This window comes from Rodentibacter ratti, from assembly GCF_002000485.1.
Classification (GTDB): domain Bacteria; phylum Pseudomonadota; class Gammaproteobacteria; order Enterobacterales; family Pasteurellaceae; genus Rodentibacter; species Rodentibacter ratti.
The window spans coordinates 49,814-73,266 of record NZ_MLAJ01000003.1; the positions used below are offsets into that span (position 1 = coordinate 49,814).

Genomic DNA, 23,453 nt, shown 5'->3' on the forward strand with positions numbered 1-23,453 from the left:
TTTTGCTATTGTTACAATCGTATGAATCCTCTTTTTTAAGCTATTTCAACAGCTTATCAATAATGGTTCTCATTTTAGTGCTATTTTACTTTCCTTATTTTTAATGGAGTGATTATTATGAACGCATTGAGAAAAAGCCTTATCTTGGCAATTTCCTTCGCAACTTTAGGCACCTACACTTCAGCAATGGCTGAAATGGTTTACAAACCGGTTGAGCAGCCTGTAGAAGCACCAAATCCAAATTTAAAAATTGAAGCGGTGAATGAAAAATTCGCAGAAAAATATCCAAAACAGTTCCAATCTTGGAAAGCCACAGAAAAAGGCGACAAAATAATTTATGCCGATGAGGAAGATCCGCGTTTAATCGTACTTTGGGGCGGCTACGCGTTTTCTAAGGAATACAACGCACCTCGTGGGCATGCCTATGCGATTGCAGACGTACGTAATATTTTGCGTACCGGTGCACCAAAAACCGCTAATGACGGTCCTCAACCAATGGCCTGCTGGACATGTAAAGGTCCCGATGTGCCTCGTTTAATTGCGGAGTGGGGAGAAGAAGGCTATTTCAATGCAAAATGGGCTAAAGGTGGGCCTGAAATTGTCAATTCTATTGGCTGTGCTGACTGCCATGACACAACATCAAAAGATTTTGCCGAAGGCAAACCTGCATTACGTATTGCTCGCCCACACGTTTTACGTGCCTTAGATCATCTCAATAATGCCCTACAGGCTAAAGCAAAAGCAGAAGGAAAAGCACAATCTGATCTGAGTTTTAATACCGCAGCACGTACTGAAAAACGTGCAGAAATCTGTGCAAACTGCCACGTTGAATACTATTTTGCTGGTGACATCAAACAAGTGACCTTCCCTTGGAATAACGGTCAAACAGTCGATGACATTGAAAAATACTACGATGATATCGGTTTCAGCGATTGGACTCACTCCCTTTCTAAAGCACCAATGTTAAAAGCACAGCACCCTGACTTTGAAATTTGGTCTTTAGGGATGCACGGCAAAAACGGCGTGACCTGTGTGGATTGTCATATGCCTAAAGTACAAGATGCTGATGGTAAAGTTTACACGGATCACCAAATCCAAAACCCATTTGATGCCTTTGATTCAACTTGCGCAAACTGTCATGATCAAAGTAAAGAAAAATTAAAAGAGATCGTAGCTTCACGTAAAAAAGACGTGAAAGATGTGATGGGTCGCTTAGAAGATCAAGTTGTAAAAGCCCACTTCGAAGCCAAAGCAGCTTGGGATGCAGGTGCAAGCAAAGAAGAAATGGAAGCGGCATTAATGGATATCCGTCACGCTCAATGGCGTTGGGACTACGCTGCAGCGAGTCACGGTGGTCATATGCACGCACCTGATGTAATGCTTCGCGTATTAGGTTCCGGTTTAGATAGAGCCGCAGATGCACGTGCTAAACTGGCGACTATCTTAACAAAACACGGCGTAAAAACACCGGTCGAAATCCCTGATATTTCTACCGCTGAAAAAGCATGGAAAGTGATGGGGATTGATATTGAAAAAGAACGTCAAGCAAAAGAAGAATTCTTAAAAACAGTTGTGCCTCAATGGGAAAAAGAAGCAAAAGCTAACGGCAAATTAGCTGAAGATACCGCAACAAAATAGTAAGAAAAGTTACCGCACTTTTATGTTAAAAGTGCGGTCGTCTTCCATAATAAATTTGAGGTTCCAAAATGAATTTAACTTCTTTTCTTCGCAATATGGCAAAAGCCACAGCATTTCTTGTCTTTGCTGCCGCAACACCAATGATTGCTCACGCACAAACGGATTCTACACTAAATTATGAACCGCAATTAGACAATCAGCGTGACCCAAACCAATACTGTGCAAAATGTCATAAGTTTGACAAAGTAGATAAAAACCAAACCTTGGATCAATCCGGCGGTGAATTACACTTTGGGAAATTCCACGGTGCACATTTAAATCAAAAAAATCCAAACAATGGCAAACCAATCACTTGTGTAAGCTGTCACGGTGATATTACTGAAAACCACCGTCGTGGTGCGAAAGACGTAATGCGCTTTGAAGGTGATATTTTTGGTGAGAAAAAACCAATGTATTCCGTGCAAGAGCAAAACCAAGTGTGTTTTGCCTGCCACCAACCGGATAAACTCCGTGAAAAATTATGGGCGCACGATGTACATGCGATGAAATTGCCTTGTGCAAGTTGTCACACCCTCCATCCAAAAGAGGATGCGATGAAAGGCATTCAACCAAAACAACGAGTTAAACTCTGTGTTGACTGTCATGGTGAACAACAAAAACGCCAAGCAGAACAAGAAAAATCAACCGAACAAAAGGATAAACAATGACAACTTGCTCACGCCGAAACTTTGTTTCCGGCATGGGGGCTGTGATCCTTATGACGGGAACGTCTTTAACATCTTTAGCAAAAGAAAACAAGGCGGATAAAACCAAACGTTATGCGATGGTACATGATGAAACGGCTTGTATCGGTTGTACAGCCTGTATGGATGCCTGTCGTGATGTCAACCAAGTACCGCAAGGCGTATCTCGTTTAGAGATTTTGCGTAGCGAACCCTATGGAGAATTTCCAAATCAGGAATATGAGTTTTTCCGTCAATCTTGCCAACACTGTACCAATGCGCCTTGTGTAGCGGTTTGTCCGACCGGTGCCTCATTTATTGATAAAGATACGGGCATTGTTGATGTGCATAAAGACTTATGTGTGGGCTGTCAATATTGTATTGCGGTCTGTCCGTATCGTGTGCGTTTTATTCACCCGGTTCACAAAACTGCTGATAAATGCAATTTCTGTCGAGACACTAATTTAGCTAACGGTAAACAACCTGCTTGCGTGGAAGCCTGTCCGACAAAAGCTCTCACCTTTGGTGATATGAACGATCCAACCAGTGAAGTAGCACGTAAAGTAAAAGAAAAACCGGTTTATCGCACAAAAGTGGAATTAGGTACACAGCCAAATCTTTACCATATTCCATTCCAACACGGGGAGCCTAGAAGATGACGTTAGATTATCCAGTTCCATTCCACACCCCCAATTTAGTGTGGGATTCGACCATTGCGATCTATTTATTTTTACTTGGGATCTCATCTGGTGCAGTACAATTAGCTATTGCATTTAAACGTAGTAATAAATTGGAAAATCCAAGCCAAAACTGGATCATTCGTGCTGGGATAATTTTAGGCTCAGTACCGACATTAATCGGTTTAACCCTGCTAATTTTCCACTTGGCACGCCCTTGGACATTCTGGAAATTGATGTTCAATTATCAATTTAATTCTGTGATGTCTATGGGGGTCATGCTTTTCCAAATTTATATGCTGTTCTTGGTATTATGGGGCGTAGTGATATTCAAAAATGAAATTGGAGCACTTATCCATCGTTTTATGCCAAAACTAAAATTTGTGATGAAATTAATTGGCGTTGCCGAACGTTTAATTAGCCCCGTAGAAGTGATTCTATTCATTTTAGCGGCTGTATTAGGCGCTTATACCGGTTTCTTACTTTCAGCTCTTATCAGCTATCCAATGCTGAATAATCCCGTATTGCCGGCATTATTCTTGGCATCCGGTACATCATCAGGGATTGCAGCCACGTTCTTAATTATTCTCATCGCCGGCAAATTGAAAGGTGATTCTCACGAATCTCATTTCATTCATAAATTTGAAGTACCGATTATGGTGACTGAACTCGGCTTACTTGTGTGTTTCTTTGTGGGATTATATTTTGGTGGCGGACAAAAAACCTTGGCATTATACAATGCACTTTCAGGATTCTGGGGAGCCGTATTCTGGATTGGGGTTTTCTTTATCGGAATTTTAATTCCATTAATGGCAAATATGTTTGCTCCCGACCGATTCAAATATAACCGTACTTTCATTATTTGGGTGTCGATTTTCGACTTAATCGGTGTTCTCTGTTTACGCTACTTTATTTTGTATGCGGGACAATTAACCGTAGCATAGGCAGGAGTTGTTTTATGAAGAAAGGCGTATTAATATGCGCCTTTCTTTTTTGAAACCCGATTTTAATCACTGAAAAACAAATTTATTATGCTTCCAGAACTTGGTCTCCTCTCTCTTTTAATTGCGACTATCAGTGCACTGTTTCTTGTATTGCTGCCACAGGTGGGTTTATTCAAAAAAAATCCAACCTTAATTAACTCTGCTTGGTGGTTAAGCTATATTTTCACTATTGCAACCACATTTTCTCTCGCGATTCTCGCTTATTCTTTCGCCATCGATGATTTCACCCTTGAATACGTCGCAGCCCATTCTAATTCCCAGCTTCCAACATTTTTCAAAGTCGCAGCGACTTGGGGAGGACACGAAGGCTCTATGCTATTCTGGTTATTTTCATTGAGTTTATGGCTTGCTGCTTTTGCTTTTTTTAACCGAAAAAACGACCGCACTTTTTCCGCACAAAGCCTATCTTTACAGGGAGTAATTTGTTTTGGCTTTGCGGTATTTATTTTGTTTTATTCCAATCCCTTTGGAAGAATTTTCCCCGCTCCAATAGAAGGCCGAGATCTCAACCCCATGTTGCAAGATATCGGATTAATTTTCCACCCACCGTTACTTTATATTGGTTATGTCGGGTTTGCGGTAAATTTTGCTATGAGCCTAAGCGCTCTTATTTATCATCAACCCGTTCAACAAATCGCCAATAAAATGCGTGGTTGGGTGTTGGTATCATGGTTATTTTTAACCCTTGGCATCGTGCTGGGTGCATGGTGGGCATATTATGAACTGGGCTGGGGCGGCTGGTGGTTTTGGGATCCCGTGGAAAATGCCTCGCTGATGCCATGGTTACTCGGGCTTGCCTTACTGCACAGTTTAGTCATCGCTGAAAAACAAGGCGCATTCCCTTATTGGACAACCTTATTTTCTCTCCTCACTTTTGCCTTCAGTGTACTCGGCACCTTTATTGTACGCTCTGGTGCGCTCACCTCCGTTCATGCTTTTGCTGTCGATAATACCCGTGGTTATGCCTTGCTAATCATCTTCTTTTTGCTCATGGTATTTGCCTTTGGGCTATTTGCATTGCGTTCTAACAATGCCCAAAAAAGTGCGGTCAAATTTCAGCTTATTTCAAAAGCCGGTGGGATTTTATTACTCAATATTTTATTAACTATTGCCACAGTTTCCACTTTTTTAGGCACCTTCTATCCCATGTTATTTCAAGCGATGAATTGGGGATCAATTTCTGTCGGCAGTCCCTATTTTAATAGTATTTTCTTACCTATTTTGACTATCATGTTGATGGCTATGGTGGTGTCTCTCTCATTACGTTGGGCAAAGTTTGAGCAATCTTTTTTTATCCGCCGTTTACTATTAATTATCCCCGCCGGAGGCGTTGCACTATTGATGATTTGGCAACAAACCCATCATAATGAATCCCTCAAGTTCCATGGTTTCGCCTTTCTTTTATTAACTCTTGCTATCTGGCTTTTCTTTGCCACTTTATGGCAAAATTGGCGAAAAATTTGCTTAGCGCAACTGGGTATGATTCTTGCCCATTGCGGTGTGGCTATTGCCACCATGGGTGCCGTGATGAGTAGTTATTTTGGTAGTGAAATCGGTGTTCGCCTTGCGCCACAACAAAGCCAAAAACTCGGGCAATATGAATTTCATTACCGCCAATTTTCTAATGAAATCGGTCCCAACTTCACAACAGAAGTGGCATTTTTTGATGTCACGGAAAAGGGTAAACCTTACGCTAATCTCATACCTGAACGCCGCTATTATGATGTCCGCACAATGACGATGAGCGAGGTCGGTTTAAGTGGTGGATTCTGGGGTGATCTCTATATCGTGATGGGTGATCCTCTTGGGAAAGGGGAATTTACTTTCCGTCTGCATTACAAGCCGCTTATTCGTTGGCTTTGGGCAGGGGGAATTTTAATGGCATTAGGTGCCCTTTGTAGCACATTCGCTTTACGCCGAAAACAGGAAAGATAATGAAAAAAAAATGGCTCTTTTTTACACCGCTCTTGATGCTTTTAGGTGTATGTATCCTATTAATTGCCGGATTGAACCAAGATCCGAAAAAGATTGCTTCCGCGCTCATTGATAAACCCATACCGGAATTTTATCAGGCAAACTTATTTGAACCGACTCAAACCCTTAGCCTAAAAGATTTCCCTAAAACGCCATTTTTATTGAATGTCTGGGGTAGTTGGTGTGGCTACTGCAAAGAAGAACATCCGCTATTAATGGATATCGCCAAAACCATACCGATCATCGGCATTGATTATCGGGATAATCCACAAAACGGACGTGAAATGCTCAAAAGAATGGGAAATCCTTTCCTTTTGACCATTGATGACAGCCACGGTGAATTTGCCATGAAACTCGGTGTAGATGGCGCCCCGGAAACCTATTTAGTGGATGCTCACGGCATTATTCGTTATCGGCATTCCGGGTTGCTTGATCGAGAAACATGGAAAAATGTTTTTATTCCCAAAATTCAACAATTAATGAAAAAATGAGAACCTTTTTAACCGCACTTTTATTCGCCTTTAGCTTATTTGCACAAGCGGAAATGGTGGATACTTACCAATTCAAAAACTCGGCGGATCGCACCCGTGCCGTAGAACTGGCAAAATCTCTACGTTGCCCTCAGTGCCAAAATCAAAACTTGGTGGAGTCCAATTCCCCCATTGCCTACGACCTACGCATTGAAGTGTATAATATGGTGAATGAAGGCAAAACCAATCAGCAAATTATTGACACGATGACGGCACGTTTCGGTGATTTCGTGAATTATAAGCCTCCTTTTCAATGGAATACCGCATTATTATGGCTATTACCCATTGGGTTACTCGTTTTAGCCGCCGGATTGGTTTGGCATTCTCACAAAAAATCTCCCCAACTCAAGGATAATACCCTCTCTTCGTCATCTAACGCTCTAAAGCTAAACGAGCCATGCACGCTTTCTCCCCAAAAGAGCAATGGAAAAATCGCGCTAAGTATTTTTGCGTTACTCATTGCCATTCCCCTTGGCTATTATTTATCCCTTGACCGTTTTTCACGCCTACAAGAAGGCGAGCAAGCGATGATTTCCCAACATAACAAGCAAATTGAAATGGCAGACTTCCACAAAAAACAAGATGTGATTACGAAAATTCAAGATAAATTGCGGGCTGATCCGAACAATGTAGAAGCGTGGATTCAACTGGGTGAGGCTTATGTGCAAAATAATGAATTTGATCATGCCCTTATCGCCTATACAAACGCAGAAAAATTAATAGGCGCTAAACCGAATATTTTAGGTTTAAAAGCCACCGCACTTTATTATCAAGCGGGGCAACAACTGACTCCGGAAGCACAACAACTTCTCAGCCAAGCCCTCACACAAGATCCCAAAGAAATTTCCAGTATTTCTTTACTCGCTACCCTTGCCCTTGAAGCACGCAACTATGCGCAAGCCAAAGATTATTTACAGCAATTGCTAGATAGCGGGAATGCCGCCGTAGATCGCCGTATGGTGATTCAACGAATGAAAATGTTAGAATTTTTAGACCGAGGGCAAGCACAGTGACCTATTATTCCGAAACCCTCATTATCGGTGCGGGAGCTGCCGGCTTATTTTGTGCGGCGCAATTAGGGAAATTGGGTAAAGAAGTCACCCTATTGGATAATGGTAAAAAAATCGGACGAAAAATTTTAATGTCCGGCGGTGGTTTTTGCAATTTTACCAACCTTGATGTCACTCCTGCTCACTATCTCTCGCAAAATCCTCATTTTGTTAAATCCGCTCTTGCACGTTATACCAACTGGGATTTTATTTCACTCGTGGCTGAATACGGCATTACCTATCACGAAAAAGAACTCGGACAACTTTTTTGTGATGAAGGGGCGGAAAAAATCGTAGAAATGTTGGCAACCGAATGTAAAAAATACCAAGTAAAGATACACTTACGCAGTGAAATATCGCAAGTGAAACGCATTGAGAATGATGAAAGAGTGCAGTTTGCTTTAAGCGTTAATGGCACGCAATGGCAATGCAAAAACTTGGTGATTGCCACTGGAGGGCTTTCTATGCCGGGGCTTGGTGCCACGCCTTTCGGTTACCAAATCGCAGAACAATTTGATATTCCGGTTATTCCGCCACGAGCAAGCCTCGTGCCTTTTACTTACCGTGAAACCGATAAGTTTTTAACCGCACTTTCAGGCATTAGCCTACCCGTTACCATCACCGCAAAATGTGGAAAATCTTTTCACAATCAGCTTCTTTTCACTCATCGTGGTATTTCCGGTCCTGCCGTATTGCAAATTTCAAATTATTGGCAACCGAATGAAAACCTAGAAATTGATTTGTTACCAACGCATAATTTGGAAGATGAAATCCACCAAATGAAACAAAACTCGCCAAAACTGATGTTAAAAACCGTGCTGACACGTTTACTTCCCAAAAAATTAGTAGAACTTTGGATCGAACAAGGTTTTATTCAAGATGAAGTGATGGCTAACCTCAGTAAAGTGCGGCTAAAAAATCTCTTGGATTTAGTTCATCATTGGCAATTTATCCCCAATGGAACGGAAGGTTATCGCACGGCAGAAGTGACCATGGGCGGTGTTGATACCCATTATATTTCTTCCAAAACCATGGAAAGCCAAAAAGTAAAAGGCTTATATTTTATCGGCGAAGTATTGGATGTTGCCGGCTGGCTTGGCGGTTACAATTTCCAATGGGCATGGAGTTCGGCTTATGCTTGTGCCTCTGGAATAGGGAAAAAAATGTAGGGACACACGCAGTGTGTCCGTTTATAACATATTGAGATGATTTTGATTTTATACCGGACACACGCAGTGTGTCCCTACAAATAACGCCTAAATCATGTTTCAGTCACTGCCACATAATACCGGCTTTTTACATTATAAAACTTGCGGAAAAACAACCGCACTTTTATTCATCCATATAGCCCAAACTGCGTAATGCACGCTCATCATCCGCCCAACCGGATTTCACTTTCACCCATAATTCAAGATGCACTTTGTTATCAAACAAGCGTTCCATATCCGCACGGGCTTCCATACCAATGGTTTTGATTTTTTGCCCTTGTGCGCCAATCACCATTTTCTTTTGCCCTTCACGTTCCACCAAAATCAATCCGTTAATTTCATAAATGCCACGTTCATTTACTCTAAATTGTTCAATTTCAACGGTTACCGAATAAGGTAATTCTTCACCGGTAAAACGCATCAATTTTTCACGGATAATTTCCGATGCCATGAAACGTTGCGAGCGGTCTGTCACATAATCCTCCGGAAAATGATGCACGCCTTCACGCAAAGCTGAACGTACAATTTTTTCCAGTTGGTGAACATTATTTCCCCGTTGGGCGGAAATCGGCACAATATGGGCGAAATCAAATTTTCCGCTTAATTCAGTGATAAACGGCAATAAATCATCTTTATTTTTGATGTTATCCACTTTGTTGATCGCCAATACCACCGGTGCTTTTGCCTGGCGAAGTTTGTTTAACACCATTTCATCATCGGCATTCCAATGAGTTCCGTCCACCACAAAAATGATGAGATCCACATCACCGATAGCACTACTTGCCGCTCGGTTCATTAAACGGTTAATCGCACGTTTTTCTTCAATGTGCAACCCCGGGGTATCCACATAAATTTCTTGGTAAGCCCCTTCGGTTTTGATCCCCACAATACGGTGACGGGTAGTCTGTGCTTTGCGTGATGTAATTGAGATTTTTTGCCCTAGAATTTTGTTCAAGAGCGTTGATTTCCCGACATTCGGGCGGCCTACAATAGCGATAAAGCCACAATAGGTTTTGTCAAGTTGTGCTGTCATTTGATGTCCAGTTCGTTCAAAATTTGTTCTGCTGCTGCCTGTTCTGCTTTACGGCGGCTTGATCCTTTCCCCACAAAAGTGCGGTCAATTTTATCCACATTTTTCACTTTGCACTCTACAGTGAATGTTTGACAATGGGGTTCTCCTTGAATATTCACGACTTCATAGCTCGGTAATGCCAACCCTTTACTTTGTAAATACTCCTGTAGGCGGGTTTTCGCATCCTTTTGATTATCACCCGGTTTGATTTCTGCTAACAGGGGTTGATACCAAGTTCGAACTACTTGCGTTGTGAGAATAATGCCTTGATCCAACGACATTGCACCAATAATGGCTTCGACACAGTCCGCCAAAATTGATTCACGGCGAAAACCACCGCTCTTTAACTCACCGGAACCAAGGGACATATATTCCCCCAGTTCAAATTGACGAGCCAGTATCGCTAATGTTTTTTCTCTCACTAAAGTTGCTCTCATACGACTCAACTCCCCTTCATTGCAATGAGGGAATTGATGATACAAGGCTTCGGCAATGGTGAAATTAAGAATGGAATCGCCCAGAAACTCTAGGCGTTCATTATGTTTTGCGGCAGCACTTCGATGTGTGAGTGCTAATTTTAAGAGCGAAATATCCTTAAATTGATAACCGATTTTTCGCTCTAATCTCTCTAAATGATTCATTTTATTTAATTGCTGTAAAGAAACGTTCAAAACGTAAGCCTGTCGGCCATTCGTTCGGTTCTTTTTCTAAGCTCATCCAAATATAAGTGGCTTTACCTACGATATTTTTTTCCGGTACAAATCCCCAAAAACGGCTGTCATCACTGTGATCACGGTTATCACCCATGACAAAATATTGTCCTTCCGGCACGACCCATTCTGCCGTTGGGTTGCCTTCTTGTGGGAAAAATTCCGGGCCGGCATAACGACGATAAGGGCTGATTAGCACGTTATGTACTACATCGCCTTTTTCAGTCAATTCCAATTCATTCGGAAATGCCGGATTCGTTGGATTTTGACTATATTCGAACGTTTTGCTTTCACAGTTTATTTCGCAAGGTTTCCCTTCTTTACCATACACAACTTTCAAGGTTTTTTGATCTATATCGAAAATCACTCGATCTCCACCTTGCCCGACAATACGTTTAATGTAATCCACACCGGACATATTATCTTTTGAGCTCAATGCTAAATTTTCTGCGTAGGCTGCTCGGGTAGCACCCAGTCCCGTACGAAGTAATGCCTGTTCCGGTGCTTTAAATACGATAACATCACCTCGTTGCGGTTTCTCCCCTGCAATAATCGTATTTTGGAAAATCGGATCTTTAACGCCATACGCATATTTATTCACCACGAGAAAATCGCCGACACGCAATGTGGATTCCATCGATCCGGAAGGAATTTGGAAAGGTTCAAACAAAAAAGAACGCACCAGGAAAACCACAGCTAATACAGGAAATAAAGAAGATAAAAACTCCGAACCTTCCGAAATAGGTTCGATTTTGGCTTTTTCTTCATCACTGAGTGCTTGACCACGCTGCTCCATACGGGCGATTTGACGCTGGCGTTTAGGGCTGATAACAAAACGGTGATAACACCATAATATGCCGGAAAGTACGGTCAAGATCAGCAATAAAATGCTAAACGTATTGGGTAATTGGAAATAATCCAACGCTTTCCAAATACCAAAGCCTACGGCTAAAAAAATCACGAAAAATAAATTAGACATACTGTTCCTTATTTATCCTTACCCACATGTAAAATCGCCAAAAACGCCTCTTGTGGGACTTCCACATTTCCAAGGGATTTCATCCGTTTTTTACCCTCTTTTTGTTTTTGTAAAAGTTTTTTCTTACGGCTCACATCACCACCATAACATTTTGCCAATACGTTTTTACGTAATTGTTTCACCGTTGAACGGGCAATAATGTGGTTACCAATTGCGGCTTGAATCGCAATATCAAATTGCTGACGAGGGATCAATTCACGCATTTTTTCCACTAATTCACGACCACGATACTGAGCGTTATCTTTGTGTACAATTAATGCTAAGGCATCCACACGTTCACCGTTAATCATAATATCCACACGCACCATATCCGCCGCTTGGAAACGTTTGAAACCATAATCTAAGGAAGCGTAACCGCGTGAGGTGGATTTTAGACGGTCGAAGAAATCCAGCACCACTTCCCCCATTGGAATTTCGTAAGTCAACGCAATTTGATTACCGTGATACACCATATTGGTCTGAACACCACGTTTTTCCACACAGAGCGTAATCACATTTCCGAGGTATTCTTGCGGCACGAGCATATTACATTCCGCAATCGGTTCACGAATTTCAGAAATATTATTAAGCGGTGGCAATTTCGCCGGGCTATCCACATAAACCACTTCACCGTTAGTCATTTGCACTTCATAGATTACTGTCGGTGCAGTTGTGATCAGATCTAAATCATATTCCCGCTCTAAACGCTCTTGGATGATCTCCATATGAAGTAGCCCCAAGAAACCACAACGGAAACCAAAACCCAGTGCCGTTGAATTTTCCGGCTCATAGAATAATGAGGCATCATTGAGGCTTAATTTACCTAAAGCATCACGAAACGCTTCGTAATCATCCGAACTCACCGGGAACAAACCGGCATAGACTTGCGGTTTAACTTTCTTAAAGCCCGGTAAAACATCACTTGCCGGATGATGTTGATGGGTTAAGGTATCTCCCACCGGCGCCCCTAAAATATCTTTAATGGCACAAACCACCCAACCTACTTCGCCACAATTCAATATGGTGGTATCCACTTGTTTCGGTGTGAAAATACCAAGGCGATCCACGTTATAAGCCTGCCCTGTGGACATCACTTTAATTTTATCGCCTTTGCGTAGCGTGCCGTTTTTAATTCGTACAAGGGAAACCACGCCCAGATAATTATCGAACCAAGAATCAATGATTAAGGCTTGTAATGGTGCGTCAGGATCACCTTCCGGTGCAGGAATTTTCGCCACAATTTCTTCTAATACGTCTTCAATGCCTTGTCCGGTTTTCGCTGAGCAGCGAACCGCCTCCATCGCATCAATGCCCACAATATCTTCAATTTCTTCTGCCACACGTTCAGGATCTGCCGCAGGCAGGTCGATTTTGTTTAAAATCGGCACCACTTCGAGATCCATTTCAATGGCAGTGTAACAGTTGGCGAGGGTTTGCGCTTCCACGCCTTGACCGGCATCCACCACCAACAACGCCCCTTCACAAGCCGCAAGGGAACGTGATACTTCATAGGAAAAATCCACATGTCCCGGCGTATCAATAAAGTTTAATTGATAGGTTTCGCCATTTTTAGCTTTGTAATTTAAGGTAACGCTCTGTGCTTTAATCGTGATGCCACGCTCACGTTCAAGATCCATTGAATCCAACACCTGTGCTTCCATTTCACGATCGGAAAGACCGCCGCAAGTTTGAATCAAACGATCGGAAAGGGTGGATTTACCATGGTCAATATGGGCAATAATAGAAAAGTTACGAATATTCTTCATAAAGGTTTTGGTTTTCTCAAAAATCATTAAATTTAACTGGCGGATTGTACCTGAAAAGCATAGAAATCGCTAGAAAGAAAGGAAAGTGCGGTGGATTTTTTCTGAGTTTTAGAAAAACAAAACCCCGATAAAATCGGGGTTTCTCTCATTCAATTTGAAATTATAAACTTTCAGTGAAAGTACGAGTGATTACATCACGTTGTTGTTCTGGGGTTAAAGAATTGAAACGCACCGCATAACCTGAAACACGGATGGTTAATTGTGGGTATTTATCCGGGTTGTTTACCGCATCTTCTAAGGTTTCACGACGTAATACGTTCACGTTTAAATGTTGACCGCCTTCCACTTTGACAGTTGGTGCGACGTTTACCGGTAATTCACGATATTCGATTTGACCCAATTCGCTCACCGCAACAACTTGATCTTCTTCAAAACCACCTTTTGCACATAAACAACGAGCTTCGTTGGTTTCGCTATCTAATAACCAGAATGAGTTAAGTAAATTGTCATTCGCTGCTTGGGTAATTTGAATACCTTTAATCATAATAGACTCCTAATTAGTATGGGGATAATTATAAAACTGTGCAAATTTTATCAAAAAATTTTAATACATCAAATTCTTTTGATTAAGAATAAGCTGCTTTTCACAAATTTTTAATTAAATTCAAGATTTTCTTGTGATGAAATTTATTTATAGACTTTAATTAGCAACTATTATCAACAAATTCTATCGTTCCATAGGTTGAAAGTTGGTTTATAATAACACAACTCAATTTGAAGGGGATTAGATGATGAAAACATGGACAGATGTGATTGGCAAAGAAAAAGAGCAGCCTTATTTTCAACACACATTAAAACAGGTGCACCTTGCCAGACAAAGTGGAAAAACCATTTATCCCCCACAAGAAGAGGTATTTAACGCATTTAAATACACGGCGTTTGAAGATGTTAAAGTGGTGATTTTAGGGCAAGATCCTTATCATGGACCGAACCAAGCACACGGTCTCGCCTTTTCAGTGAAACCTGAAGTCGCCATTCCTCCGTCCTTATTAAATATTTACAAAGAATTAAGTCAAGATATTCCGGGCTTTCAAATGCCAAGTAATGGCTATTTAGTGAAGTGGGCAGAACAAGGTGTGTTATTACTCAATACTGTTTTGACTGTTGAACGGGGATTAGCCCACTCGCATGCCAATTTAGGTTGGGAAACTTTTACTGACCGTGTCATCGCTGCACTCAATGAACAGCGTGAAAATTTAGTTTTTTTACTTTGGGGAAGCCACGCTCAGAAAAAAGGCAGTATGACTGACCGCACCCGCCACTGTGTTTTAACCGCCCCACACCCCTCCCCTCTTTCAGCACACCGAGGATTTTTCGGATGTAAACATTTTTCTAAAACCAATCAGTACCTTAGGGAGCATGGAATAACAGAAATTGATTGGCAAGTTTAAGTGCGGTCAATTTTGAGCGTGTTTTTTATGGATTACCTCATCAAGAGATTCAATGGTTGGCTCAGTTAATGGAAGAAAGTAATAAACTTACGAAAAAACAATGATAATTGGTGTGCAAGAAAGGTTTATTGAGAAATAAAACCTACAACACTTATCTTTTCTAACTTCTTCTCCGCTCGTCTTTTACGGAAAAAAGCACTTAATTTTTCACCGCACTCTTGTGCCAATATGCCGCCGGTGATTTCGACCGTATGATTCATTTGATAATCATCAAAAAAGTGAAAACGGGAACCTACCGCGCCGGTTTTATAATCTAGAGCACCAAACACCAAACGCTGAATTCGACTGTGCAAAATCGCACCAGCACACATCGTGCAGGGTTCAAGTGTGACATAAAGGGTGGTATTCAGTAGGCGATAATTTTGCACCTTTTTTGCCGCATTGCGTAATGCCACAATTTCGGCGTGAGCCGTTGGGTCGTTTTCAGTAATGGAAAGATTCCAGCCTTCCCCCAGGATATTCCCCTCGCTATCGACCAAGACAGCGCCTACCGGAATTTCGCCTAAGGATTCGGCTCTATCCGCCAAGCTCAAAGCATGACGCATAAATTTCTCATCAAAATCCGACCGCACTTTTTTGCCTTACACTGAGAAAGGATATTTAATCGGCTCATGAGATTGATAGCCAATTACCTTGAAATCATCCATGGTGACCCAAGTTTCTAAATCTTCGAGAGTTTTAATATCAGGATTAATTTCCAATTTCGGCAGTGGGAAAGGCTCACGCTTTAATTGTACATCCCGCATTAATTCCAGTTGATCTTCATAAATATGCGCATTAATAATTTTGTGGAACGCTTTACCCGCTTTCTTTCCTGTAATTTGCGCCATTAACGCTAAGAACGTAAACACTTGAATTTGGTTGAAATTCAGCCCTAAAGGGACATCACAAGAACGTTGATAACTGGTGAGATGCAGGGTATCCCCCACAAGAGAGAAGGTGTGCGTGTGCATACAAGGACGTAAACAACCAAGATCAATTTCACCGGGGTTGAAAAATGTCATAATTTCACCACGATCGTCAATGCCTTGAGTGAGATTGTTCACAATTTTGCGAAGTTGATCCACCGTTTCGCCATTCGGTTTACGCCAAGCTCTGCCCTGAACACCATAAACCCGTCCCATATCGTCCGTACCTTTACGATGAGGATTGGCAAGCCATGCAGCATTTTCATTGGCATTGGCATCCCAAGTTTTAGTGCCGAGTTTGCGAAAATCCGCTGCATTATCATAACCACGAATATAGCCTAGAAATTCTGCAATGGCGGCTTTCCAATAGCTTTTTCTGGTGGTGATAAGGGGAAATTGGTTATTGGCGACATCATATTCTAAATCCGCATTAATCACCGTTAAGCAACGTTTTCCCGTGCGTTCATTGGCAATCCACTGCCCTTCATCAATAATGCGGCGACACAGATCGAGATATTGTTTCATAAAAAACTCCTTAATTTTTTACCGCACTTTTGCGTGTGTAAGCCCACCACATAATCAATGCGCCACCGATAATCATCGGTAAACACAAGGCTTGACCACGGGTCATAATGCCAAGGAAAGATTCCACTTCAGGCTCTCGCACATATTCCACAATAAATCGGAACACACCATAGCCGACTAAGAATAAACCGGCAACAGACCCCATCGGGCGTAGCTTTTTGATAAAGAGATTGAGCAACACAAAGAGCACAAATCCTTCTAAAAAGGCTTCATAAAGTTGCGAAGGGTGACGAGGCAATAAAAGAGGATCATTTGGGAAAATCATCGCCCAAGGTACATCGGTTTCACGTCCCCAGAGTTCAAGATTAATAAAATTACCAATACGCCCTAATCCTAAACCAAAAGGAATTAAAGGTGCGACAAAATCTGCCGTTTGCCAGAAATGACGTTTTTGCGAATAAGACGTCCAGATCATCGCAATGATTACACCGATTAATCCGCCATGGAACGACATTCCCCCTTCCCAGACCCGGAACAAATAAAGCGGATCTTGTAAGAAATGATCAAGGTGATAGAAGAACACATCACCGATACGCCCCCCTAGAAATACCCCCATAAAACCGTTGAAAAGTAAGGTATCCACTTGCTCAACCGTCCAACCGCTATTAGGTTGATTGGCTCGTCTCACGGCAAGCCAACGGGCAAATACAAAGCCAAGTAAATACATTAAACCGTACCAACGCAAGCCGATATTGCTATCACCAAAAGTAAAAATGCTCGGGTCAAAATGAGGAAGGAGTAGATATTGATTCATAATTTTCCTTTATTTCAGAAACATATCAATGGCAATCACGATTAATAGCAATGCAAAGCCTTTCTTCAACGTTGGCACCGGTAATTTAGCCGTTGCCGTTGCACCTAGTTTCGAGGTAAAAAATGAGGTGGCAGTAATACCGAATACTGCCGGTAAATAGATATAACCTAAAGAATAATCCGGCATAGCAGGATTACCCCAACCACTTACCATAAAACTCAACATACCGGATAAACCGAGCAACATACCGCAAAAGGCTGAAGAACCAATCGCTTTTTTCATATCAATGCCACGAGAATTTAAAAACGGGACAATAAAGCCACCGCCACCAATGCCTGCCGCACTGGATGCCATACCGATTAAAATACCGCCAATAATGGAAGATTTTGTTGTCAGAGTTTTTGTTGATTCCGTTGTTTTAGGCTTAATAGAAATCACCATTTTGACGGCTAAATAAACCACAAGACAGGCAAATAACTTTGCCGCAATATCACGATCTAACTTGCCGATAAATAAACCGGAAATAAAGACCGTCATCATAATCACAGGCGCTAAGATTTTCACTGCGTCCCACACAATATTACCTAATTTATGATGACGTTGTGCCGAAGAAAATCCTGTAATCACAATGGTTGCAAAAGAAGTGCCAAGCGCAGTTGACATCAGTAACGGCTCCGGTACTCCCATCATAGGTAACAAATAAACCAATACCGGCACAATCACCAATCCGCCGCCAATGCCGAATAAGCCAGCAAGAAACCCGACTATTCCGCCCACTAACAGGCAAATTACAATAAAAGTCAGCATAACCTAACCTCTTTTATTAAACGAACGTTTAGAATACTTTGAATAATGGGGTTTACGCGCAGGTGGGGATTTTTGTTCTCGTTCTACTTGCTCTATCGATTTATCCTTCTCGTTGGAAAACAAAAAAGTTGCAAATTCTTTCATCGCTCGGCGATATACATCTTTTTTAAACGATACAACTTGGCGTACGGGATACCAAAAACTCACCCAGCGCCAGCCATCAAATTCAGGTGATTTGGTTGTTTGCATATTGATATTTTTTTCATCTGAAACCAACTGCAATAAAAACCAACGTTGTTTTTGCCCAATACACATCGGCTTACTGTCATAACGCAGTAAACGCTTTGGTAATTTATAACGCAGCCAATGTTTTGACACAGATAAAATACGTACATCTTTTGGCTGCAATCCCACTTCTTCATACAATTCGCGATACATCGCTTGCTCGGCACTTTCATTATCATTAATGCCGCCTTGTGGGAACTGCCAAGAATTCTGCCCATAGCGTTTCGCCCAAAGCACCTGTCCTTTTCGATTGCAAATCACAATCCCCACATTTGGACGGTAGCCATCAAAATCGATCACTATCGTTTTACCTTAAATTTTTTATAAAAATAATCTGCGAATTGTTCCATAAATCAGTGTTTTTATCAACCAAGGAGGTAAAAGAGTACTCAAGCAATTTTTAAATTGTGGATAACATTGTGACTAACTTGATCATAATCCACAATCAACCTGTGTGAAAAATTATAAAAAGCGTTTTCTCCCATTGGATCCGTTCACTTTAATGAATTTTTTTGTAAAGATCCTTTTAAAAAAAAGAAACCGCACTTTATTTCATCAAAGTGCGGTTGAAAAATATGCATTCTCCCCTGATAAGAAATGCCCAACTAAACTCTTTCTCTCTTTTCAAGATTATCCAATATTTCTGTGGATAAAATTGTGATTGGGAAAATTCAAAATAGGGTATAACTTTTTACAATCCGGCAAATGAAATTTTATAGGAAGTTTAATTCCTTATAATTCAATCAATTAGATTAAATCTCACGAAGCAACCATAGTGTGAATAAGATCGCAAATGCGACTGTCTATTTTTTAAACTAGGAATTAATCCCACTCAAATAACGTGCCCAATCAAAGTATTGACCGGGATCGATTTTACGTCCCGGAGATATGTCAGAATGCCCCACAATACGCTTTAGCGTAATATCCGGATAAGCAGATATAATGCACTTTGTAAGTTGTTGCAGCGCTTCATATTGTGCATCGGTAAAAGGTTGCTCATTACTCCCTTCAAGTTCAATACCAATAGAAAAATCATTACATCTTTCACGCCCTTCAAAGCTAGAGATCCCTGCATGCCAGGCACGATCATTGAAATTTACGTATTGTGTGATGACACCACAACGATCAATCAAACAATGGGCTGACACTCTCATTTGATAAATTTCTTCAAAATAGGGATGAAGGCAAGGATTTAATTTTCCTTGAAAAAAATCATCAATGTAACCACCACCGAACTGCTCCGGCGGAAGGCTGATATAGTGGATGACCAATAAAGAAATGTCTTTAGGATCAGGGCGATCATCAAAATGTTCTGAAGGAATTTGACGGCAATCTTTCAGCCAACCCAGCTCAATACATTTCAGTTTTTCCATTATTTTCTCCTATTTTTACGATCAGTATCGCAGAAAAAGTGCGGTCAATTTTACAAAGTTTTTTGCCTTCCACAAAATGCCCTCGCCAATATTGGCTTAACTACGTCTATAAAGGAAAATCAATGAAATACATCGCTCAACTCAGACTGAAAAAAGGATTTACACTCATCGAATTAATGATCGTGATTGCCATCATTGCCATTCTTGCCACTATCGCAATTCCGTCTTATCAAAATTATACTAAAAAAGCGGCAATGTCTGAATTACTACAAGCCTCTGCGCCGCTTAAATCAGATGTCGAACTTTGTATTTATGGAACAGGGAATAGCTCAAATTGTAGTGGTGGTTCAAACGGCGTTTCCGCTAACATCACGACAGCAAAAGGCTATATAAAAAGCATTAGCACAAGTGCAGGCGCAATTACCGTTTCAGGCAATGGAACACTAGATGGAGTGGAATATACCCTCACTGCAAACGGTGACAAATCTAACGGTGTTACTTGGTCAACAACTTGTATCGGTGATACTTCATTATTTCCTGCCGGATTCTGTTCAAAATGACAGATTTTGCATTACTTGAACATAGCGTAACGACCCAAAATGGTGAGATTTTTTCAATCTCACCGGATTTATGGGAACGTAATCAACAACAACATACATTGTTCTTGAACTATTTTGCCTTGCCTTTAAAAGAAGAGGAAAATCGTTTATGGCTCGGTGTAGATTCTCTTTCTAATCTTTCTGCCTGTGAAACTATTGCTTTTGTTAGCGGAAAACTGGTCGAACCGGTTTTACTTGACAGCGAACAACTCAAAGATCTCCTGCAACAACTCTCACCTCAATCCATGCAAGTAGAAGATCAAATGAATTTCTATCATCATCAGGAACAAGAGTATCAGGAAAAAAATAATGACGAACCCATCATCCAATTACTAAATCGTATTTTTGAGTCAGCACTACAAAAAAATGCCTCCGATATTCACTTGGAAACGTTGCAAGACTGTTTTCAAGTACGCTTCAGAATTGATGGCGTTTTACAACTCCAATCCCCAATTAGTAAAAGTTTAGCCAATCGATTAATTTCCCGATTAAAACTTCTTGCTAAACTGGATATCAGCGAAACCCGATTACCACAGGACGGACGTTTTCAATTTAAAACGACATTCTCCGATATTCTTGATTTCCGTCTTTCGACGTTGCCTACCCATTGGGGCGAAAAAGTGGTGCTGCGGGTACAACAAAATAAACCGGTAGAATTGAGTTTTGCTGAACTAGGGATGACAGAATCACAGCAACAGGCTTTTCAGCAGGCCCTCAGCCAACCGCAAGGTTTAATCCTAGTTACCGGCCCAACCGGTAGCGGAAAAAGTATCTCACTTTATACCGCACTTCAGTGGCTCAACACATCGGATAAACACATAATGACCGCTGAAGATCCCATCGAAATTGAATTAACCGGGATCATACAAAGCCAGATTAATCCACAAATCGGACTTGATTTTAGTCGCTTACTACGTTCTTTTTTACGACAAGATCCCGATATTATTATGCTCGGAGAAATTCGAGATGAAGAAAGTGCAGCAATGGCACTAAGGGCTGCTCAAACCGGCCATTTAGTCCTTTCAACACTGCACACCAATGATGCCCTTTCTGCTATTTCACGCCTGCAACAACTGGGAATCCACCAGCATGAAATCGAGAGTGCTTTATTATTAGTGATAGCCCAGAGGCTTGTGAGGAAACGTTGCCAAAAATGCAGTCAATTTCCTACAAATTCTTGTGATTGTCATCAGGGTTATCGCGGGAGAATCGGTGTTTATCAATTTTTACATCGTCAGCAAAACGGCTACCAAACCGATTTTGATAATCTCCATCAAAGTGGGTTAGAAAAAGTGAAACACAGCATTACCGATGAAACGGAAATTTATCGTGTTTTGGGAGGTTTATAAAATGGCAAAAAAACTTTTTTATTACCAAGGAGAAAATTCTTTAAAGCAAATGCAAAAAGGCTCAATCATTGCCGAGTCTGTTCAACAAGCACAATTCCAATTGATGAATAGAGGTTTGACCAATATTAAATTAAAACGGAATTGGCAACTCAGCAGCAAACCTAAAAACGCAGAAATTAGCACATTATTAAACCAACTTTCAACACTCCTTCTGTCAGCTATTCCACTCAAAAACAGTTTACAGATTTTGCAACAAAATTGTACGCAACTTGCCTTAAATGTATGGTTAGAACAAATTTTAAAATCTATTGAAACCGGGCTTGCCTTTTCTCAAAGTATTGAACAACAAGGTAAATATATTACACGTCAAGAAATTCAACTAATTCAGGTTGGTGAAATGACAGGAAAACTGGCAGCGGTTTGTAGCAAAATTGCCACACATCGTCATCAATCCCTATCACTACAACGTAAATTACAGAAAATTATGCTTTATCCCTCAATGGTATTAGGAATTTCTTTATTACTCACTCTTGGTCTTTTGCTTTTTATCGTGCCGCAATTTGCTGAAATGTATCAAGGTAATCACTCCGAATTACCAGCGTTAACCTCTGTTTTACTTACCACATCAAATTTTCTAAAAGAGGACATCAGCATCTTGCTGTTTTTTACAGTGATATTTATCCTTTTTTATCAGCTAAAATTGAAACATTCCACACATTTTCACCGGAAAAAATCTCAAATCATTACGATCATGCCTATTTTGGGAAATATCCAGCAGCTATCCCGTTTAGTAAATTTTAGCCAAAGTTTATACATAATGTTGCAAGCCGGTGTTCCCCTTAATCAGGCTTTAAACAGCTTTCTGCCACGTACACAAACTTGGCAAACCAAAAAAATTATCGTGAGTGATCAGATTCTTGATACAGAAGTGCGGTCAATTCTACAGTGGGTTTCACAGGGTTATGCCTTTTCAGACAGCGTCAGTAGCCACCTCTTTCCAATGGAGGCACAACAAATGCTGCAAATTGGTGAAAAAAGCGGAAAATTGGCGCTGATGCTACAGCACATTTCAGAAAGCTATCAAGACAAACTCAATCATCAAATTGATCTCCTTTCTCAAATGTTAGAACCGCTGATGATGGTGATTATTGGCAGTCTCATCGGCATCATTATGATGGGAATGTATTTACCGATTTTTAATATGGGATCGGTAGTTCAATGATCTACTTTGCAAGTTTTTTACTCGGCGGAATCTTTGGTATCGCATTATGGCTTTACGTTTCCACCTTTGCCGAACGCTTACAAACCGATATTTATCGCTCTTACACGGAACTTTTTCCACAAAATCCTCCGCCATTTCAACCACATTTTTCCATTATTCAAGGAAAAAAGTGCGGTCATTTTTTACGCTATTTTTGTATCGTTGGATTTTTGTTTGCCTGGTTAACCCTTACCACAGAAAATGCATTTTTAACTTTATGGCTTGGTTGCTCAATCGTTTTACTTTGGGCTATCGCTTACCTCGACTGGCAATATCAACTGATTTCAACAACACTTTGTCTTATATTGACAGCTTTGGGACTCATTGGTGCATCACAATCTTTTTCTTTTTTAACGTTAGAAGAAAGCCTACAAAGTGCGGTTATTTTTTTCCTCGTTTTTTATGGCATTTATTGGATCGCAAAATGGTCCTATAAAGAAGAAGCATTCGGGCAAGGCGATTATTGGCTCGCCCTTAGCATTGGCAGCTACTTACCGTTAAAACACTTCCCTATTTTTTTATTAATTGCTTGTTTATTGGGCATTTTCTATACTTTTCTCTCACCCAAAAGACTGTTTTTTTTGCCTTTTGCCCCTTTTCTCATTCTCTCAAGTTTTGTAGTATGGGTATTCAATTATTATTCATAGGGAACA

Annotated in this window: 24 protein-coding genes; 13 read left to right on the forward strand and 11 right to left on the reverse strand. The window is 40.9% G+C overall.

The window, feature by feature from the left end; all coding sequences use genetic code 11:
* Nucleotides 1-117: 117 nt before the first annotated feature.
* From nrfA to BKG94_RS03345, 8 genes are all read left to right on the forward strand, one after another.
* Nucleotides 118-1,638 carry an ammonia-forming nitrite reductase cytochrome c552 subunit gene (gene nrfA, locus BKG94_RS03310; protein ID WP_077434197.1) on the forward strand — a complete coding sequence of 507 codons (1,521 nt, stop codon included), beginning with the start codon at nt 118-120 and terminating at the stop codon, nt 1,636-1,638.
* A gap of 68 nt (nt 1,639-1,706) precedes the next feature.
* Nucleotides 1,707-2,345 (forward strand): cytochrome c nitrite reductase pentaheme subunit, encoded by a 639-nt coding sequence (gene nrfB / locus BKG94_RS03315; RefSeq protein ID WP_077434199.1) that lies wholly within the window; start codon nt 1,707-1,709, stop codon nt 2,343-2,345.
* Nucleotides 2,342-3,019 carry a cytochrome c nitrite reductase Fe-S protein gene (nrfC, locus tag BKG94_RS03320; protein WP_077434201.1) on the forward strand — a complete coding sequence of 226 codons (678 nt, stop codon included), beginning with the start codon at nt 2,342-2,344 and terminating at the stop codon, nt 3,017-3,019. The genes nrfB and nrfC overlap by 4 nt, the downstream gene beginning before the upstream one ends.
* On the forward strand, nt 3,016-3,981 hold the full coding sequence (gene nrfD / locus BKG94_RS03325; RefSeq protein WP_077434203.1) for a cytochrome c nitrite reductase subunit NrfD: 966 nt from the start codon (nt 3,016-3,018) through the stop codon (nt 3,979-3,981). Before nrfC ends, nrfD begins: the two co-directional genes overlap by 4 nt.
* Nucleotides 3,982-4,068: 87 nt before the next feature.
* Complete coding sequence (nrfE, locus tag BKG94_RS03330; RefSeq protein WP_077434205.1) at nt 4,069-5,976, forward strand: heme lyase NrfEFG subunit NrfE; 1,908 nt, start codon at nt 4,069-4,071, stop codon at nt 5,974-5,976.
* A complete protein-coding gene (locus BKG94_RS03335; RefSeq protein ID WP_077434535.1) occupies nt 5,976-6,506 on the forward strand; it encodes a DsbE family thiol:disulfide interchange protein in 531 nt (176 codons plus the stop codon). The genes nrfE and BKG94_RS03335 overlap by 1 nt, the downstream gene beginning before the upstream one ends.
* Nucleotides 6,503-7,558, forward strand: a complete 1,056-nt coding sequence (nrfF, locus tag BKG94_RS03340) for a heme lyase NrfEFG subunit NrfF (RefSeq protein WP_143538893.1) — start codon at nt 6,503-6,505, stop codon at nt 7,556-7,558. Before BKG94_RS03335 ends, nrfF begins: the two co-directional genes overlap by 4 nt.
* Entirely contained in the window at nt 7,555-8,763 is a 1,209-nt protein-coding gene (locus BKG94_RS03345) for a BaiN/RdsA family NAD(P)/FAD-dependent oxidoreductase (protein WP_077434209.1), read from the forward strand. Before nrfF ends, BKG94_RS03345 begins: the two co-directional genes overlap by 4 nt.
* A gap of 163 nt (nt 8,764-8,926) precedes the next feature.
* Here BKG94_RS03345 and era read toward each other — a convergent pair whose 3' ends face one another.
* The 5 genes from era to grcA form a co-directional block, all read right to left on the reverse strand.
* Nucleotides 8,927-9,835 carry a GTPase Era gene (era, locus tag BKG94_RS03350; protein ID WP_077434211.1) on the reverse strand — a complete coding sequence of 303 codons (909 nt, stop codon included), beginning with the start codon at nt 9,833-9,835 and terminating at the stop codon, nt 8,927-8,929.
* Nucleotides 9,832-10,515 (reverse strand): ribonuclease III, encoded by a 684-nt coding sequence (gene rnc / locus BKG94_RS03355; RefSeq protein ID WP_077434539.1) that lies wholly within the window; start codon nt 10,513-10,515, stop codon nt 9,832-9,834. Before rnc ends, era begins: the two co-directional genes overlap by 4 nt.
* 1 nt (nt 10,516) lies before the next feature.
* A complete protein-coding gene (gene lepB, locus BKG94_RS03360) occupies nt 10,517-11,563 on the reverse strand; it encodes a signal peptidase I (protein WP_077434213.1) in 1,047 nt (348 codons plus the stop codon).
* Between the two features lie 8 nt (nt 11,564-11,571).
* The gene (gene lepA / locus BKG94_RS03365) at nt 11,572-13,368 is read right to left on the reverse strand and encodes a translation elongation factor 4 (RefSeq protein ID WP_077434537.1); all 1,797 of its coding nucleotides are present in this window, start codon (nt 13,366-13,368) and stop codon (nt 11,572-11,574) included.
* Nucleotides 13,369-13,528: 160 nt separating this feature from the next.
* Nucleotides 13,529-13,912, reverse strand: a complete 384-nt coding sequence (grcA, locus tag BKG94_RS03370; RefSeq protein WP_077434215.1) for an autonomous glycyl radical cofactor GrcA — start codon at nt 13,910-13,912, stop codon at nt 13,529-13,531.
* 247 nt (nt 13,913-14,159) lie between these two features.
* Between grcA and ung the strand changes: the two genes are divergently transcribed.
* Entirely contained in the window at nt 14,160-14,819 is a 660-nt protein-coding gene (ung, locus tag BKG94_RS03375; protein WP_077434541.1) for a uracil-DNA glycosylase, read from the forward strand.
* Nucleotides 14,820-14,944: 125 nt separating this feature from the next.
* Here the strand turns inward: ung and tadA are convergent, their stop codons facing one another.
* The 6 genes from tadA to ampD all read right to left on the reverse strand — a co-directional run bounded on the left by tadA (nt 14,945) and on the right by ampD (nt 19,591).
* Nucleotides 14,945-15,451 (reverse strand): tRNA adenosine(34) deaminase TadA, encoded by a 507-nt coding sequence (gene tadA / locus BKG94_RS03380; protein ID WP_244156998.1) that lies wholly within the window; start codon nt 15,449-15,451, stop codon nt 14,945-14,947.
* Nucleotides 15,452-15,460: 9 nt separating this feature from the next.
* A complete protein-coding gene (locus BKG94_RS03385; protein ID WP_077434219.1) occupies nt 15,461-16,312 on the reverse strand; it encodes a thymidylate synthase in 852 nt (283 codons plus the stop codon).
* 10 nt (nt 16,313-16,322) lie between these two features.
* Complete coding sequence (gene lgt / locus BKG94_RS03390; RefSeq protein WP_425272256.1) at nt 16,323-17,126, reverse strand: prolipoprotein diacylglyceryl transferase; 804 nt, start codon at nt 17,124-17,126, stop codon at nt 16,323-16,325.
* Between the two features lie 9 nt (nt 17,127-17,135).
* On the reverse strand, nt 17,136-17,933 hold the full coding sequence (locus BKG94_RS03395) for a sulfite exporter TauE/SafE family protein (protein WP_077434223.1): 798 nt from the start codon (nt 17,931-17,933) through the stop codon (nt 17,136-17,138).
* A 3-nt stretch (nt 17,934-17,936) separates the two neighbouring features.
* Nucleotides 17,937-18,518, reverse strand: coding sequence for an RNA pyrophosphohydrolase (rppH, locus tag BKG94_RS03400; RefSeq protein ID WP_077434225.1), 582 nt, complete (start codon nt 18,516-18,518; stop codon nt 17,937-17,939).
* A 515-nt stretch (nt 18,519-19,033) separates the two neighbouring features.
* Entirely contained in the window at nt 19,034-19,591 is a 558-nt protein-coding gene (gene ampD, locus BKG94_RS03405; RefSeq protein ID WP_077434227.1) for a 1,6-anhydro-N-acetylmuramyl-L-alanine amidase AmpD, read from the reverse strand.
* A gap of 122 nt (nt 19,592-19,713) precedes the next feature.
* Between ampD and BKG94_RS03410 the strand changes: the two genes are divergently transcribed.
* The 4 genes from BKG94_RS03410 to BKG94_RS03425 are packed head-to-tail and all read left to right on the forward strand — an operon-like array spanning nt 19,714 to nt 23,447.
* Nucleotides 19,714-20,151 carry a prepilin-type N-terminal cleavage/methylation domain-containing protein gene (locus BKG94_RS03410; protein ID WP_077434229.1) on the forward strand — a complete coding sequence of 146 codons (438 nt, stop codon included), beginning with the start codon at nt 19,714-19,716 and terminating at the stop codon, nt 20,149-20,151.
* A complete protein-coding gene (locus BKG94_RS03415; RefSeq protein WP_077434231.1) occupies nt 20,148-21,539 on the forward strand; it encodes a GspE/PulE family protein in 1,392 nt (463 codons plus the stop codon). Before BKG94_RS03410 ends, BKG94_RS03415 begins: the two co-directional genes overlap by 4 nt.
* Nucleotide 21,540: 1 nt before the next feature.
* Nucleotides 21,541-22,761 carry a type II secretion system F family protein gene (locus BKG94_RS03420; protein ID WP_077434233.1) on the forward strand — a complete coding sequence of 407 codons (1,221 nt, stop codon included), beginning with the start codon at nt 21,541-21,543 and terminating at the stop codon, nt 22,759-22,761.
* Nucleotides 22,758-23,447 (forward strand): prepilin peptidase, encoded by a 690-nt coding sequence (locus BKG94_RS03425; protein WP_077434235.1) that lies wholly within the window; start codon nt 22,758-22,760, stop codon nt 23,445-23,447. Before BKG94_RS03420 ends, BKG94_RS03425 begins: the two co-directional genes overlap by 4 nt.
* The last annotated feature ends 6 nt before the right edge of the window (nt 23,448-23,453 follow it).

Excerpts from the sequence above, each read along its gene's own strand:
- nrfA (WP_077434197.1), top strand. The coding sequence starts at position 118 with ATGAACGCATTGAGAAAAAGCCTTATCTTGGCAATTTCCTTCGCAACT.
- lgt (WP_425272256.1), bottom strand. The coding sequence starts at position 17,126 with ATGAATCAATATCTACTCCTTCCTCATTTTGACCCGAGCATTTTTACT.
- nrfF (WP_143538893.1), top strand. The coding sequence starts at position 6,503 with ATGAGAACCTTTTTAACCGCACTTTTATTCGCCTTTAGCTTATTTGCA.
- ampD (WP_077434227.1), bottom strand. The coding sequence starts at position 19,591 with ATGGAAAAACTGAAATGTATTGAGCTGGGTTGGCTGAAAGATTGCCGT.
- BKG94_RS03410 (WP_077434229.1), top strand. The coding sequence starts at position 19,714 with ATGAAATACATCGCTCAACTCAGACTGAAAAAAGGATTTACACTCATC.
- BKG94_RS03385 (WP_077434219.1), bottom strand. The coding sequence starts at position 16,312 with ATGAAACAATATCTCGATCTGTGTCGCCGCATTATTGATGAAGGGCAG.
- ung (WP_077434541.1), top strand. The coding sequence starts at position 14,160 with ATGAAAACATGGACAGATGTGATTGGCAAAGAAAAAGAGCAGCCTTAT.
- nrfE (WP_077434205.1), top strand. The coding sequence starts at position 4,069 with ATGCTTCCAGAACTTGGTCTCCTCTCTCTTTTAATTGCGACTATCAGT.
- nrfC (WP_077434201.1), top strand. The coding sequence starts at position 2,342 with ATGACAACTTGCTCACGCCGAAACTTTGTTTCCGGCATGGGGGCTGTG.
- BKG94_RS03420 (WP_077434233.1), top strand. The coding sequence starts at position 21,541 with ATGGCAAAAAAACTTTTTTATTACCAAGGAGAAAATTCTTTAAAGCAA.
- rnc (WP_077434539.1), bottom strand. The coding sequence starts at position 10,515 with ATGAATCATTTAGAGAGATTAGAGCGAAAAATCGGTTATCAATTTAAG.
- grcA (WP_077434215.1), bottom strand. The coding sequence starts at position 13,912 with ATGATTAAAGGTATTCAAATTACCCAAGCAGCGAATGACAATTTACTT.
- BKG94_RS03425 (WP_077434235.1), top strand. The coding sequence starts at position 22,758 with ATGATCTACTTTGCAAGTTTTTTACTCGGCGGAATCTTTGGTATCGCA.
- nrfB (WP_077434199.1), top strand. The coding sequence starts at position 1,707 with ATGAATTTAACTTCTTTTCTTCGCAATATGGCAAAAGCCACAGCATTT.
- nrfD (WP_077434203.1), top strand. The coding sequence starts at position 3,016 with ATGACGTTAGATTATCCAGTTCCATTCCACACCCCCAATTTAGTGTGG.
- BKG94_RS03415 (WP_077434231.1), top strand. The coding sequence starts at position 20,148 with ATGACAGATTTTGCATTACTTGAACATAGCGTAACGACCCAAAATGGT.
- BKG94_RS03335 (WP_077434535.1), top strand. The coding sequence starts at position 5,976 with ATGAAAAAAAAATGGCTCTTTTTTACACCGCTCTTGATGCTTTTAGGT.
- BKG94_RS03395 (WP_077434223.1), bottom strand. The coding sequence starts at position 17,933 with ATGCTGACTTTTATTGTAATTTGCCTGTTAGTGGGCGGAATAGTCGGG.
- era (WP_077434211.1), bottom strand. The coding sequence starts at position 9,835 with ATGACAGCACAACTTGACAAAACCTATTGTGGCTTTATCGCTATTGTA.
- lepA (WP_077434537.1), bottom strand. The coding sequence starts at position 13,368 with ATGAAGAATATTCGTAACTTTTCTATTATTGCCCATATTGACCATGGT.
- lepB (WP_077434213.1), bottom strand. The coding sequence starts at position 11,563 with ATGTCTAATTTATTTTTCGTGATTTTTTTAGCCGTAGGCTTTGGTATT.